Annotated in this window: 15 protein-coding genes; 1 reads left to right on the forward strand and 14 read right to left on the reverse strand. The window is 57.0% G+C overall.

Annotation, left to right across the window (positions count from 1 at the left end):
- Positions 1-48 precede the first annotated feature (48 nt).
- The 6 genes from mlaD to PH5382_RS00490 form a co-directional block, all read right to left on the reverse strand.
- A complete protein-coding gene (mlaD, locus tag PH5382_RS00465) occupies positions 49-501 on the reverse strand; it encodes an outer membrane lipid asymmetry maintenance protein MlaD (protein WP_058332388.1) in 453 nt (150 codons plus the stop codon).
- A gap of 141 nt (positions 502-642) precedes the next feature.
- Positions 643-1,029, reverse strand: a complete 387-nt coding sequence (locus tag PH5382_RS00470; protein WP_058332389.1) for an NADH:ubiquinone oxidoreductase subunit NDUFA12 — start codon at positions 1,027-1,029, stop codon at positions 643-645.
- A 113-nt stretch (positions 1,030-1,142) separates the two neighbouring features.
- Positions 1,143-1,688: a glyoxalase superfamily protein gene (locus PH5382_RS00475; RefSeq protein WP_058332390.1), complete on the reverse strand. Its 546-nt coding sequence runs from the start codon at positions 1,686-1,688 to the stop codon at positions 1,143-1,145.
- A 215-nt stretch (positions 1,689-1,903) separates the two neighbouring features.
- The gene (locus PH5382_RS00480; protein WP_058332391.1) at positions 1,904-2,260 is read right to left on the reverse strand and encodes a RidA family protein; all 357 of its coding nucleotides are present in this window, start codon (positions 2,258-2,260) and stop codon (positions 1,904-1,906) included.
- A gap of 86 nt (positions 2,261-2,346) precedes the next feature.
- Complete coding sequence (clpX, locus tag PH5382_RS00485) at positions 2,347-3,615, reverse strand: ATP-dependent Clp protease ATP-binding subunit ClpX (protein WP_058332392.1); 1,269 nt, start codon at positions 3,613-3,615, stop codon at positions 2,347-2,349.
- A 166-nt stretch (positions 3,616-3,781) separates the two neighbouring features.
- The gene (locus PH5382_RS00490) at positions 3,782-4,414 is read right to left on the reverse strand and encodes an ATP-dependent Clp protease proteolytic subunit (protein WP_058332393.1); all 633 of its coding nucleotides are present in this window, start codon (positions 4,412-4,414) and stop codon (positions 3,782-3,784) included.
- Positions 4,415-4,828: 414 nt separating this feature from the next.
- Here PH5382_RS00490 and PH5382_RS00495 point away from each other — a divergent pair, with 414 nt between their 5' ends.
- The gene (locus tag PH5382_RS00495) at positions 4,829-5,836 is read left to right on the forward strand and encodes a GlxA family transcriptional regulator (protein WP_058332394.1); all 1,008 of its coding nucleotides are present in this window, start codon (positions 4,829-4,831) and stop codon (positions 5,834-5,836) included.
- A 166-nt stretch (positions 5,837-6,002) separates the two neighbouring features.
- Here PH5382_RS00495 and PH5382_RS00500 read toward each other — a convergent pair whose 3' ends face one another.
- From PH5382_RS00500 to soxX, 8 genes are all read right to left on the reverse strand, one after another.
- Positions 6,003-7,655 carry a class I SAM-dependent methyltransferase gene (locus tag PH5382_RS00500; protein WP_082645523.1) on the reverse strand — a complete coding sequence of 551 codons (1,653 nt, stop codon included), beginning with the start codon at positions 7,653-7,655 and terminating at the stop codon, positions 6,003-6,005.
- A gap of 210 nt (positions 7,656-7,865) precedes the next feature.
- On the reverse strand, positions 7,866-8,921 hold the full coding sequence (locus PH5382_RS00505; protein WP_058332395.1) for a c-type cytochrome: 1,056 nt from the start codon (positions 8,919-8,921) through the stop codon (positions 7,866-7,868).
- Positions 8,905-10,188 (reverse strand): sulfite dehydrogenase, encoded by a 1,284-nt coding sequence (gene soxC, locus PH5382_RS00510; protein ID WP_058332396.1) that lies wholly within the window; start codon positions 10,186-10,188, stop codon positions 8,905-8,907. The genes PH5382_RS00505 and soxC overlap by 17 nt, the downstream gene beginning before the upstream one ends.
- A gap of 114 nt (positions 10,189-10,302) precedes the next feature.
- Positions 10,303-12,000 (reverse strand): thiosulfohydrolase SoxB, encoded by a 1,698-nt coding sequence (gene soxB / locus PH5382_RS00515; protein WP_058332397.1) that lies wholly within the window; start codon positions 11,998-12,000, stop codon positions 10,303-10,305.
- Between the two features lie 115 nt (positions 12,001-12,115).
- Entirely contained in the window at positions 12,116-12,967 is an 852-nt protein-coding gene (soxA, locus tag PH5382_RS00520) for a sulfur oxidation c-type cytochrome SoxA (protein ID WP_058332398.1), read from the reverse strand.
- Positions 12,968-13,041: 74 nt separating this feature from the next.
- On the reverse strand, positions 13,042-13,371 hold the full coding sequence (gene soxZ, locus PH5382_RS00525; protein ID WP_058332399.1) for a thiosulfate oxidation carrier complex protein SoxZ: 330 nt from the start codon (positions 13,369-13,371) through the stop codon (positions 13,042-13,044).
- Between the two features lie 63 nt (positions 13,372-13,434).
- Positions 13,435-13,851 carry a thiosulfate oxidation carrier protein SoxY gene (gene soxY / locus PH5382_RS00530; protein ID WP_058332400.1) on the reverse strand — a complete coding sequence of 139 codons (417 nt, stop codon included), beginning with the start codon at positions 13,849-13,851 and terminating at the stop codon, positions 13,435-13,437.
- Positions 13,852-13,901: 50 nt separating this feature from the next.
- A complete protein-coding gene (gene soxX, locus PH5382_RS00535) occupies positions 13,902-14,378 on the reverse strand; it encodes a sulfur oxidation c-type cytochrome SoxX (protein ID WP_058332401.1) in 477 nt (158 codons plus the stop codon).
- Positions 14,379-14,439: the final 61 nt, after the last annotated feature.

Consider the following 14,439-nt stretch of genomic DNA (forward strand, 5'->3'; position numbering starts at 1 on the left):
CACCCAGAACCAATCTGAGGCGCGCGCGCCCTGACCACTGAGCCAATCTCACGACTCGTCTCCGCCACCAGCGACAAATTTGACCAGAAGCGAGATCAGACTGACTGCCCCCTGGGTATCCAGAACCTCATCACCGGGTTCAAAGTTGAATGGGGATCCGCCCGGCATCACTTCCACGAAGTTTCCGCCCAACAGCCCCTCAGAAGAGATGATGATGGCGCTGTCATCGGGGATCTGAATGCCTTCGAGCACGGAAAACTGGGTATCTGCCCGAAAGGTTTCAGCGTTGAGATCAACCCCTGTCACCGTGCCGATTTTCACACCAGCGAGACGGACATCAGTGCCAACCCCCACGCCTTCGAGTGAGCGAAACGAGGCGGCAAGCTCATAGCCCGCACGGCCCGTTGAAATACCTGCGGCCTGACCTGCGTAGACGGCAAAGCCCAAAGCAGCCGCCAGGACCACGCCGCCAGCCAGAACTTCGGTAATATTATGAGACATGACAAGACTGCCTAGATGTAACTGTCAGAAAGATTTGAACAACAGCAGCGCTGGCCGCCGGTCCACAGAAATAGCCTGTGCCTGAAATTCTGCCCCGGATCCTGCTCAAAAGACCGCATAGGGCCGAATCCTGAGCAGGTCTTATTCGGGAACCCAGGCCTCGTAATCGCTGCGCGGTTTTGGGTCATGACCACTGCGAATGGAGCCACTTGGTGCATAGGCCATCTGGGTGCCTGTCAGGTTTTCCTGATGTGGCTTTTCCCAAGACTTGTGCTTCAGCGGTTTTTTGCTCGGCAACTCATCAAAGGTCCGGTGCAGCCAGCCATGCCAGTCGGCGTCCACGCGTGAAGCCTCAACCTCGCCGTTGAAAATCACCCAGCGGCGGCTGTCATCGGCGGTGTGATAGAACACATTGCCCTGATTGTCTTCGCCCACCTTGATGCCTTTGCGGGCGGTGAAAATCTGGGTATTCAGCGTCTGACCGTTCCACCAGGTCACAGCGCGCAAAAGGGTGTTCAGGATTCCCATTGATGCCTCCAAAGATATCAGTACCGATATGACGCAATTTCCCGCCAAGGTCCAGTGGCTTGCATCAGCCAGACTGGCCCCCGGCGGGTTTTGGCATAGCTATCGTGATTGCCTTAAGTTTCGGTAGCCTGCGCGTTTTGTTCACAAAATGTGAGCCGGTTGCCAAATGGATCCGTCAGCGACACTTGCAGCCCCCAGGGCAGCTGTTCAATTCCTGGGTTTATATTTGCATAGCCCTTGGCTTTCAGCTCCCTGTGCAGGGCTTTTATCCCAGAGATCGGAATGAAACTGCGCCCACCCGGCGTGGCATCGCCGTGATGTTCGCTGATGTGCAACTGGCAGTCTGACCGAGAGACCTGCATATAGAGCGGCAGATGCGCCTCAAACCGGTGCTGCCAATCGATAGCAAACCCCAGATAATCCACATAGAATTCCTGCGCCTTTGCGGCGTCAAAGCTACGGATGATGGGGATCGCCGGGCTGATATTGGGATGCTGTGACTTTGCAGTGATCCGTGCTGAAAGCACATTCCAATCGGGCATATCAAACTGGCGGGCCACCAGCTCCAGTGATTGTGCATGCGTCAGAGCAACCCCATTCTCTGCGAGAGAAGAGCGAAGCACCTTCGCCATTGTTTTTGCGTCAGAAAAATCGCGCATTGCGTCTGTCCTATTACAGCGGCAGATCCATCTGTCAGCGCACGCGTTACCTCAAGATCTGCCTTTTGCAAAAAGGACGGAATACTTGGAGAAATGGTATGTTCACCCTGCCCGAACCGGACTGCGCGCAGCAGGCCATACCGGCCTGCTGCCACCGTAGATGCTGCCGGTATGGGGTGCAACTCAATAGTTGACTAAAATAGGTGGATTTAAACCTATGGCGCCAGGGCGGTCACTTCAATCTCGATCCGGTATTTCGGATCGATCAAGCCGCATTCGATCATCGTCGCCGCCGGAGGATTGTCGCCAAAGGTTTCAGCCAGCATGGGCCAGCAGGCATCAAATTCGTGACGGTCCGGCAGGTAGTAATTCACCCGCACAATATCGGCGAAACTGGCACCGGCATCGGCCAGCGCTTTGGCAATAGTCTCCAGCGCCGACTGGCACTGCGTTATCACATCTTCGCCCTGCCCCACAGTCCCCGCCACATGCACAAAGCCCCCCGCGACCACGGCCCGGCAATAGCCAACCTTTGCCTCGAACTCGCCGCCTGATGAAATACGCCGGATCATTGTGTCACTCCTGTCTTAGATCATTGGCAAAAGAAAACGGCGCAGGTTTCCCCACGCCGTGATCAAATTGAAAAAACTTCAAAACCTTAGCTCGCCGAAGCTGGTTCTTTCTCTGCATCCGAATGGATCATCAGCGGCTGCGCATCCGATGTCACAGCCTCTTCATTGACCACAACCTTGGTGACGCTTTCCATACCGGGCAACTCAAACATAGTTTCCAGCAGCAGATCCTCAAGAATGGAGCGCAGACCACGCGCGCCGGTTTTACGTTCGATCGCACGTTTTGCGATGGCGCTCAGGGCTTCTTCGGTAAAGTCCAACTCGGTCTCTTCCAGCTCGAACAGGCGCTGATACTGTTTCACCAGCGCGTTCTTCGGCTTGGTCAGGATGGTGACAAGCGCGTCCTCATCCAGATCTTCGAGTGTTGCCAGAACCGGCAGACGGCCCACAAATTCCGGGATCAGACCGAATTTCAGCAGATCTTCGGGCTCGAGATCCTGGAAGATTTCGCCAACACCGCGGTCATCGTTGTTACGCACATCGGCACCAAAGCCCATGGCAGAGCCCTTGCCGCGGGCGGCAATGATACGATCAAGACCGGCAAACGCACCGCCGCAGATGAACAGGATATTGGTGGTGTCCACTTGCAGGAATTCCTGCTGTGGATGTTTGCGCCCGCCCTGTGGTGGAACCGAAGCTACGGTGCCTTCCATCAGTTTCAGAAGCGCCTGCTGCACGCCCTCGCCCGACACATCGCGGGTGATCGAAGGGTTTTCAGACTTGCGGGTGATTTTATCAACTTCGTCGATATAGACGATGCCGCGCTGCGCGCGCTCGACGTTGTACTCCGACGCCTGCAGCAGTTTCAGGATGATGTTTTCAACATCTTCACCCACATAACCGGCCTCGGTCAGCGTGGTGGCATCGGCCATGGTAAAGGGTACATCCAGAATACGTGCCAACGTCTGCGCCAGCAGCGTCTTGCCGCAACCGGTGGGGCCGATCAGCAGGATGTTGGATTTTGCCAGCTCGATGTCATTACCAGCCTTTTGCGCATGGTTCAGGCGCTTGTAGTGGTTGTGCACCGCCACAGACAAAACCTTTTTCGCCATGGCCTGACCAATCACATAGTCATCCAGCACTTCGCAGATGTCTTTTGGGCTGGGCACACCATCTGTTGCCTTCAGGCCAGATGCCTTAGTCTCTTCGCGGATGATATCCATGCAGAGTTCGACGCATTCGTCGCAGATGAACACGGTTGGCCCCGCAATCAGTTTGCGCACCTCATGCTGGCTTTTGCCGCAGAAGCTGCAGTAAAGCGTGTTCTTGCTGTCGCCACTCGAATTCGTCGCCATGGTCTACCTTTCAGTCCGCTCGGATCGCCGGCTTCTCCGGGCTCTCCGCCTTTTAGCCAGCTTATGACAGCCTACCAGCCGCCACAATGTCAAAATATGTGCCCCGTGAAAACCGGGGAAGAACCAGATTAAATCCGGGGCACACAACGCGTGTTACAGCCTAGGATCAGCTGACGTCTTCGTCACCCTTGGCGCGATTTTCGACGATTTCGTCGATCAGACCAAAGGCTTTAGCTTCTTCGGGATCCATAAAGTTATCGCGTTCCAGCGCCGCTTCAACCTTGTCCAGCTCCTGCCCGGTGTGCTTGACGTAGATTTCATTCAACCGACGCTTCAGCTTCAGGGTTTCTTCGGCATGGATCATGATATCGGTGGCCTGGCCCTGAAAGCCGCCCGAAGGCTGGTGCACCATAACGCGGGAATTGGGCAGCGAGAAGCGCATGCCTTTTTCACCAGCGGTCAGCAGCAAGGAACCCATCGAGGCCGCCTGGCCGATCACCAAGGTTGAAACCTTGGGTTTGATATACTGCATGGTGTCATAGATCGACAGACCCGAGGTCACAACGCCGCCGGGGGAGTTGATATACATCGAAATCTCTTTCGAGGGATTCTCTGCCTCAAGATGCAAAAGCTGCGCCACGATCAGCGAAGACATGCCATCATGTACAGGACCGTTGAGGAAAATGATCCGCTCTTTCAGCAGGCGGGAAAAGATATCATAGGCCCGCTCGCCACGGCTGGTCTGTTCGACCACCATGGGCACGAGGGTATTCATATAAGTTTCTCTGGGATCAATCATGCGAACCTGCCTGCGTTATGTACTGTCCGGCACCATACCCGACAGAGTGTTACTTGAGTCTTAGTATCGCCCCCAAAGGCCTGCAAGAGGTACAGGTTGTTTTTACGCAACCCATCGCATCCTCGCATCATTGCGTGATCGGAGTGTGATTGGGCATTTTAACGCATCCAGATCGCTCCGGCGTGATCAGCTCTGAAACCGATGCTGCCGCTGGCTGTCGCAAATCATCAGAGCGCCGTCGCAATTTCTAGGCACAAAGGAGGAAATGCACAGTACGACATCTGTACGACAACGGTAGGGCACGGGTGAAAAAGTGTGACGCTACGTCCTCTGGAGGTGTCGCAAAACGTAAGACCTCCATCTTGCGCCTTATTGCACTGCGGGAATCCCCCGCCCTCGGATCAGGATGCCGCCATGACAGAAGACAGTTTTGTTCAAAAGGGGGCCTCGGCAACTCTGGCAGTTCCTTTTGAGGGCGCGCCGCAGGATTTCTTTTTTCTGTTGTTGCCCAAGGCGACAATGTTGCCCATTGCGGCGGCGATCGAGCCACTGCGCATCGCAAATCAGGTCACCAATACGAAATTGTACCGCTGGTTCATCCTCACCGAGGATGGCAATCCGGTACGCTGTTCAAACGGCATGATGGTGACGCCGGATATGCCGCTGCAACCGCTGCCTTCGGATGCGGCCGGTTTTGTCTGCGCCGGGGTTGAGCCGCAATCCACCGCCGGAGAGGCAACCCTGAACTGGCTGCGCCGCGAAAGCCGTTTCGGCCGATCAGTTGGCGGCATCTGCACCGGGGCCTTTGCGCTGGCGCAGGCTGGTCTGATCCGCGATCAAGCCTTTACGCTGCACTGGGAAAACCAGCCCGGCTTTCAGGAAAGCTACCCCGATCTGGAACCCACAGCCAATACCTTCGAGATCAGCGGTGCCTTGATGACCTGCGGGGGCGGCAATGCTGCGACCGACCTGATGCTGAACCTGATCGAGGCGCGTCATGGCAAGCAACTTGCGATCATTGTTGCCGATATGTGTCTGCACGTCCGCTCCGGTGGTCAGGCTGCGCCGCAGAAATCCAACTTTGCCGTCGCCATCGGTAGCCGCAATCAGCGCCTGCTCAACGCGCTGCAACTGATGCAATCCGCCATTGAGGAACCCCTGTCGATTGGCGAGCTTTGTGATCGCCTTGATATCTCACGCCGCCAGCTGGAACGGCTGTTCTCGCGCTATCTCAATCAAAGCCCGATGCATGTCTATTTCGACATGCGCCTCAGCCATGCCTTTGCTCTGATGAATGAAACCTCGATGAGCGTCACAGAGATTGCGCTGGCCTCCGGTTTCAACAGCTCGACGCATTTCTCACGCCAATTCAAACGCAAATTCGGCGCCTCACCGCATTTTTTCCGCAAGGGATGGAACTGAGAGCATCCCGCGCCGTTGGATAGCGCCCACAATATCGTCTGAAGGGCCGAGCCCCAAAAGCAAAAGACCGCAGCCCGAAGCCTGCGGTCTTTTGTTTCAAATGCGATGTTTCTCTAGCTCAAATGCCTCTTCGTCTTGCGGCGACGGGCAGAACAGTCTCCGATCTTCAGGCGGCGCTTTCCTGATGCAGCTGCACCGGTTCGGAAGGTTTAGGCATCTGTTCGGTAACATCACCTTCTGCATGACCGGCTGCCTGATCATCCTGACTGGTGGAGATCAACGAAATCCCCAGGGCTTCACACAGCGGCAGTCGGCGGCTGGCAAAGGCCTGTGCCCTTGCGTTCAGAACCGCCAGGTTTTCCTCGGGATGCTCCAGAGCCCGACCATCCAACTGAACCCTCTGGCCTTGGCTGGACAGGATCTGCCAGGCCAGGTCGGCCCACTCTCTAGGGCTTTCCTTGCCTTCTCCCAATGCCAACAAGAACAATTGTTCAAACCGGTCAAGGGCCAGGCCGCCCCCGGTAACCGGTGAGGCCAGAAATCCAAGTGTATCGCTGTCTTGCGCACGGCTACAGACCGCCTGATTGAAGGCCTGACAGCGCTGCCTGCGCGCCTCCAGATCGTCCTGCGGCAAACAGGGGCTAAGACTGCCGGTGCCAATGAGGATCGTAAGCAGACGGGTAATTTCTCCCCAGTTCATCTCGCCAAAGGCGCCATCGTTCAAAAGCTGGCGAACCGTTTGCGGCCCCTTGCCCAGAGCTGACAGGATTGGCTCATACTGGGTGTGATCCAATGGGATCTCACCAAGCCGCCAAGACTGCTTGAGCACACCGCCGGAATAGCTGGTCATCAGCGCCAGAGGCATGTCGAACCAGGCGGCAACTGCACCGCGCTGCTGATATGGCAGGCTGCCTTTGACAAACAGGTCCATGCGGAACTGTTCGTTGACCAAAACATCCCTCAGTGCTTCGCGACGCACAGGATCGCTCTCCTGCGCCAAAAGCGCGATCTGTTTCGGCGTCAGCGAAATCTCATCCAGATGTTCCAGCACGTTGGCCGACCCGAGAAAATTCAGCTTGGCCTGTCCCAGATCCCCAGCGATATCGCCAAAGTGAAACGGGGTCCAATCAGCGTTGAACAGCTCGTGCGCCAGATAGGTGCGCGACATCGTCTTGGTACTGCCAAGACGCGCGCTGGCCGATGGGTTGTCGATGAAATAGCGCGCCCCGGCCTGCTCCAGCGTATTGGCAAATTCCAGCGCATCCTCCACGCGACCTTCGAGCTGGCCGGTTGCCTGATCCGCCCGATCCAGCAAAATGCGCCGCAGCGGCATCGCCGAGGCCCAGGCTGCAAGTGAGTTGTAGCTGACGTATACCAGCCCGCCTGGCTTCAGGCGTTTGCCGATAAAATCAATGACGAGAGATTGGTTTTCCTTGGAAACCCAGCTCATCACCCCATGCAGCGCGATGACATCAAATTGGTTCGGCAGCCCGTCCTGTTGATCGAAATCCGCAAAGGAGCGTTCGTAGAAAAAGACGTTGTCCAGCGCGGCGTCCAGCGCCAGTTGCTGCGCGCCAACGATATGCGAGGGGCTGAAATCCATCGCATGAAAATCGATATGCGGGTTGGCAGCGGCCAGCAGATTAGAGGTGAAACCCTGCCCACATCCCAGTTCACAATAGCTGAGGCGCCCCTGATCAAGTCGCTGTTTTTGCCCCTTGGAAAGCGCCGAGAACGCCATGAGCGAGGGCGTCATCTCGCGAAAGAAATCATGTGAATAATCTAGATCGGCTACGTAGCCGGAGGTCCAGTCGCTCATAAACAGCCCTTTTGTCGTCTGTTGAAAGTGTCTTGCTTTCCTAAAATTCGCCGAAACTTGTAAGGAGCACGTTAATGCGCGGGCATTTTTTGGAAAAAAACCTGTGGAGTGTTTTGACAGGGCCAGCACCAACAACAGCAACGATAAAGGGCTCCCGGAAATCCGGAAGCCCTCTGTTGGTTTCGTGCCAGCCTGAAAACCGACCTTAGGTCAGTCGAAAGAGCGCAGATAGGTGATCACTGCTTCGATGTCTGCCTCTTTTTTGAGCCCGGCAAAGGACATCTTGGTGCCCTTCATGTATTTGCGCGGCTTGGTCAAAAAGGCGGCCAGCTCGTCGTCGCTCCAGACCAGACCATCTTCGGCAGCTGCCTTCATCACCTTGGAATATTTGAAGCCTTCGACCGCACCGGCATCGGCACCGACAATGCCGTTCAGCAGCGGGCCGGTGCTGTTCTTGGCACCATCACCAACCTTATGGCAGGCTTTGCATTTCTTGAAAACCTTGGCGCCTTTGGCCAGCAGTTCAGGATCCAGCGCGACCTCTTCAACCACCGGTTCCGCTACAGGTTCGGCAACCGGTTCCGCAACTGCAGCCTCTTCGACAACCGCCTCAGCCGGTTCTGCCGCTGCACTGGTTTCTTCCGGAGTCACATCCAGCACCAGCGCGCGCATGGTGATCTCAACGCTGTCCTTGCAGTTTTCCATGCAGGGCTCAGGGTTCCAGAAGTGCTTTTCGCTTTCCAGCCGGTCATCAAGAATGAAACCCCCAGCGTTGGGCAGCTCTACCCCGGTAAAGGTCTCATCCGACAGCACGAAATCCTCATCCACCAGATCGTTGGAATAAAGGATATAGGCCACGATGGCATAGACCTCATCCGGCTCCAGCGTCTGAGCGGCGCCAAAGGGCATCGACCGGTTCACATAGTCCCAGGTGGTCGAAAGATAGGGCCAGTAGGAGCCAACAGTTTTCAGCGGATCCTCGTGATCCAGCGTGCCCTGACCACCTGCCAGTTTTGGCCAGTTGTCGACGCCTTCGGCAAAATCACCATGGCAGACGGCACACTGTTCGGCGAAAACCTCTTCGCCGGTCAGCACATCGCCAGAACCCGCAGGCAGACCGGTGCCATCAGGTGACACATCAAGATCCCAGGCTGCGATCTCTTCCGGCAGCGCGGTGCGGCCTAGGCCATAGCTGCCTGCATAGGCGGGCAGGCTCAGTGCTGTTGCAATGGCCGCTCCGGCGATAACTTTAGGAAACTTCGACATTTTCTGCCTCCCCGGTTGCCTTGACCCACCAGGTCTGGATGGCATTGTTGTGATAGATCGAGTTCAGTCCACGCACTTCGCGCAGCTGGGTCTTGGTAGGCTGCACATAGCCAGAGCTGTCGCGCGCCCGGCTTTGCAGGAACATCTCCGAGCCGTCCCAGTTGATATCCAGATAGAACCGCGTCAGCGCCTTGTCGGTGCCAGGTGCGCCCAGGCGGGCCTCGGTCCAGGTTTTGCCACCATCGGTTGACACATCAACACCCGTGATGGCTCCACGTCCTGACCAGGCCAGACCGGTGATCACCAGCGGACCTTTGCCATGAGTGATCGGGGCCTGCGGGCTGGGGCTGGTGACGACCGACTTCGCATCCATCTCCCAGGTCCATTTACGAGCCACACCATTGGCCAGTGTGTCGGTGTATTTTGAAGTCTCTTCGCGGCTTTCGACCGGGCCATCCATGACCTCGATCCGGCGCAGCCATTTGACCCACATGTTGCCTTCCCAACCGGGAACAACCAGACGCACAGGGTAGCCGTGCTCTTTGCGCAGGGCCTCGCCATTGGCCTTGAAGGCCACCAGCACATCGTCCAGCGCCTTTTCCAGCGGGATCGAGCGGCCGTTCGACGAAGCATCTGCCCCTTCGACATAGACCCATTTGTCCTTGAAATCGCCTGCGGCTGCGAGGCCAGCTTCTTCGAGCAGGGTGCGCAGCGAGACGCCGGAATATTCCATGTTGTGAATCATGCCATGGGTGAACTGCGCGCCATTCAGCTGTGCGCCTGCCCATTCCATGCCGGAGTTGGCCGCGCATTCACAGAAATAGACCCGGTTTTCCCGTGGGAACCGTTCCAGATCGGCATAGGAGAACACCAGTGGTGTATCCACCAAGCCATTGATCATCAGCCGGTAGTCTTCTTTTTTCAGCTCGATCGCACCGGAATGGTGCCGTTCAAAAGCGCAACCCTGTGGGGTGATCGTGCCATCCAGCGCATGGATTGGCGTGAAGTTGATCGAGCTGATGGTATCCGCCGTCAGCCATTCCACATTGCGGCGCACCACATCCTGTTCAAACTGGATCGGCAGACCGTAAGGGGTGGCATCAACGCCATCGCCCAAACCGCTGGCCCATTCCTGAACCTCGGTGATCAGGGGATCCGGGGTAGCCGTTGCGGACGCAGCACTGGCGGCTGCGGCCCCTGCCCCGGCCGCCGCACCGGCCAGAAACTGGCGGCGCGAGGGGGCAAATGTCTTTGCTTTATCGCTCATTTTTCTCTCCTTACATCGACAAATTCACGTTCGTGAATTTATCAGCGCAAAAAATTTTGGTCAGATCAGAGTGCCGCTGGAGACAAATCTCCGGCGGCACCCAAGAGGTGGGGTTTAGGCCCCAACCACATTGACCGATGTATTGGGGGTGACGGAAACCGTTCCCTGTTTGCGAATGTGATCTTCGACCACATCCCAGATCATTGGGCCTTCGGTGCCTTCATTGACGCTGGCCCAGCCAGACACCACGTAGGATTTGCTGGCGTCGATTTTCTCACCGGTTTTCAGCAGGGTCATCTCGCTGATCCGTTCGCCCTGCGGCTTGGTGATGTCGATGCGATAGCCCATGCCACCGATACGCACCATATCGCCGCCCTGCTGGTAGTAGGGATCGGGGTTGAAGATGTTGTCTGCAACATCTTCGAGGATCACCTTAATGAATTCACCTGTCATCTCAGAGCGGTAGGCGGCGCCATAGCTCATGGAGGTGACATTCCAGATGTCTTCGCGGGTGATGTCATCGCCAGGCACAAGCGAAGGCCCCCAGCGCACGCCGGGCGACATGGCGATATCGGCTTCACGTTCGCTCAGCAGTGCGTCGCAGATCAAATCATCCCAGGTGCCGTTGAAATTGCCGCGACGATAGAGCAGCGAGTCAGTCTTGCCGACGACCTCGGCCAGCTGATCCGCATAGGGCGCGCGCTGCTCATCGATCAGCTTGGTGATGACAGGGTCCGGTGCGATCACATCCGCAAAGATCGGGATCAGCTTGTGGCGAATGCCCATCATCTGGCCGTCGCGTACATCCAGATCAATACGGCTGACGAATTTGCCGTTGGAGCCGGAGGCAATGATATGGGTCTTGCCGACCAGAACCGGTTCGGGCAGCGCGTCATGGGTGTGACCGGACAGGATCACATCGATCCCGGTGACAACGCTGGCCATTTTCTTGTCGACGTCAAAGCCGTTGTGCGACAACAGAACCACCAGATCAGCGCCCGCCGCGCGGACCTCATCGACCATTTCCTGCATGTGCTCGTCACGGATACCGAATGAATACTCTGGGAACATCCAGCCGGGGTTGGCGATGGGCATATAGGGGAAAGCCTGGCCGATGACGGCCACCTTGGCACCACCACGCTCAAAGAATTTGTAAGGCTTGAACAGCTCGGCGGGCTCGTCCCACTCGCTATCAAAGATGTTCTGACCCAAAGCGGCAAAGGGCAGGCCCTCGACGATCTCGTTCACCCGGTCAGAACCTAGCGTGAACTCCCAGTGGAAGGTCATTGCGTCGGGCTTCAATGCGTTCATTACATTGACCATATCCTGACCGGCGGTGTGATGGCAGGTGTAGGATCCGTGCCAGGTGTCGCCGCCATCCAGCAGCAAGGCATCGGGGCGTTCGGCGCGGATCGCGTTGATCACGGTCGCGACCCGGTCCATACCGCCAACGCGGCCATAGCCCTGCGCCAGCGACGAGAAATCATCATGAGTCAGCGCATAGGCCGATGGGCTGCCATCAGCAATGCCGTAAGCCTTGCGGAAATCAGCACCGGTGATGTGTGGCACATGCCCCTTGTTGCCACCAACGCCCAGATTGACCGAAGGCTCGCGGAAATAGATCGGTTTCAGCTGCGCGTGAATATCAGTGATATGGATCAGGCTGATATTGCCAAAGGTGTCAAACTGCAGCAGCTGATCCTGGGTCAGGCTCTGCTGCGCGGCCAGACGGCCCCAATTTCCAAAACCAGAGGCCCCAACCAAGGCGGAAGCGGCCATCGATACCTGCAAAAAATCACGGCGCGAGATCATGTCTATCTGTCATCCTGTGCAATCATGAGAGGCAAATATGATTCATATTCGCATCTATGAATTTGTAAAGTGCGAAACACCCCGCGCCTGTTCAGACGCGGGGTGCAAAACTTGATTAGTTACGGACCGAAGGACCTTCGACGGCCAGCCCATTGCCGCGCGAAGCGACATAAAGCTCAAGTGCGACAAAATCCGACGAGCCTGGCTTGTAGGTCTCGGCGCGGGTGTCACGTACGCAGCCTTTGAATCGGGCATGCACGTTGTTGAGCTTGGCGTTTTTCAGACGATAGGCTGGAAAACCGTTGATCTGGCCCTGGCTCAGGTGATCAGCGCGGATCATCTTGCCATAGCTTTCTTCGTGGCAGTTGGCGCAGGACAGTTCCAGCTGACCGGTGCGGGTATAGTACATCTCTTTACCCTGCTCCCACATCGCCTGGACCGGACCGTCAATGGCAACATTGACCGGCATGCCACGTGATTGCACCGAAATCAGTGCCTCCATCGCGTTCATCTTGCCGCCAGTGTACTTCCACTTTTCAGCGCCCATCTGGTTTTCGCGACAGTCGTTGATCTGCATCGGCAGAGTGCGGACTTCGCCTGCGGTCTCGTTCCACTTAGGGTATACCGCGCGCACGCCAGCCATGCTTTCGTCCACATCGTCGTGGCAGGAGGCACAGGATTTACCTTCGGAACCCTCGACGGTCTCCCAAGTATCCATGGCCTGATCCACAAAGACCATTGCGGGGTTTTCAAAATCGTCCATCTGCAGAGACTGGGTCTCGTCAGAGCGGAAGTGCCAGCCCGACATGACCTCGTCCAGTACATCGGCCACATGAGCCGGTGCTGCTGCTTTGGTTACCAGCGTGTCTTCTTCGTTGATCACCAACGTGTCATTATCCGCATCTGCATGGGCAGATAGCGGCAGGCTGAGCACGACGGCAATGGCGGTAAGCGCCTTATAGTTCATTCCTTGTCCTCCCTTGGGTATCCACCCTGCCCGCGTCTGCGGCCAGGGTGCCGTGCCTTGAGATCCGGAAGGGATCAGGCGATAGCGACCGCCTTTTTGGCGTCATAGACCGACCCGTCATCATCATACCAAGTGAAGACGAATTCACCGGCTTCGGGCACGGTGGCCTCGAACTGAAAATAAGGGTTGGTCGAGACTGCGGGCTCGATGGTGATATCGGTAACCAACTGACCGTTGAACTCACAGGTAAAGCGGTTGATGATCGAACGCGGGATCAGGTTTCCGGCCTTATCCTTGCGCTGACCGCTTTCCATCTGGTGGCTGATCAGGGTCTTGATGGTGACTGCCTCACCGGCAGCTGCTTTTTTCGGGACTTTGACGCGGGGTTTTACACCGGATGCCATGTCTTTAACTCCTTCGTAGTCAGGCCGTATTCAGGCCGTAATCGGATATGCCTGTAGGCGGGTTTAGCCGCCGCAGCCACCGATGGTCACTTTGACGGCAGCGCTTGCCTTGGCGAAGCTGCCATCGGCCAGTTTGGCGATCGCAACCACATCCTGGGTACCGGCAAGGCGGATCCGGGTGGCGGCAGCCTGGCTGGCGGCCAGCGGGCCAAAGTTGAAGGTCGCAACACCAGGCGTCGGGTTGCCGGTGGCCAGCACCAGAATAGCCGTCGCACCAGGGGCGCTCACTTCGATTGGCACGGTGTTGCCGTTTTCGGCAATCTCGGGCGCGGTCAGGGTCACACCTGTGTCCGCCATATCGGCACCACCAGTAAACTCGGCAATCCGATCTTCTGTGCTCGCGCTTACGCGGAACGGCAGAACGGTCAGCACGGCAGCACCAAGGCCCATGGCCAGGGTCTCGCGACGTGAGAACTCCATCTTCAGTCTCCTTTGACTTTTAGGTCAGGCGAGAGGGGGTACCTCTGCCCTTATTCTTCTTTCAGTGTCGCAAGGAATGCGACAACATCTTCGATTTCCTGCGCCGTCAGGATCGGCGTCAGCGCCTCGGTCGGGGCTTTGCCGGTATAGGCATCCCCTGGGCGAATAAAGCCGTCGACCTTGTAAAATGCAGGCATCATCGTGCCTTCAAAGGTCATTTTTGCATTGGTCATCAAACCGCGCAGCTCTGCTTCGGTCCAGCGCTCACCGGCACCATCCAGCGAGGGGCCGATTTCGCCGTGAAACGGCACATCCGCCAAGGCGGTAAGCTGATGACAGGCAACACAGTTGCCCAGCGATTTGGTGCCCGCAACCAGAGCGCCGTTGACGGCGTCTCCTGCGGTTCCGGTCAAGGAAGCCGCAACAGCGCCATCCTCGTCAAACTGCACATCCTTTGGCGCAACATCTGCCGCCAGGGTTGCACTCCCGGTCAGGCACATGGCCAGTGTCAGAGATAGTCTCTTCATGGTTCCTCCCGTTGGCTGCCACCCGCTATCTGGCGGGCTTAGCTGTGGTATACCGTAGGGC

Source organism: Phaeobacter sp. CECT 5382 (assembly GCF_001457775.1).
Taxonomy (GTDB): Bacteria; Pseudomonadota; Alphaproteobacteria; order Rhodobacterales; family Rhodobacteraceae; genus Pseudophaeobacter.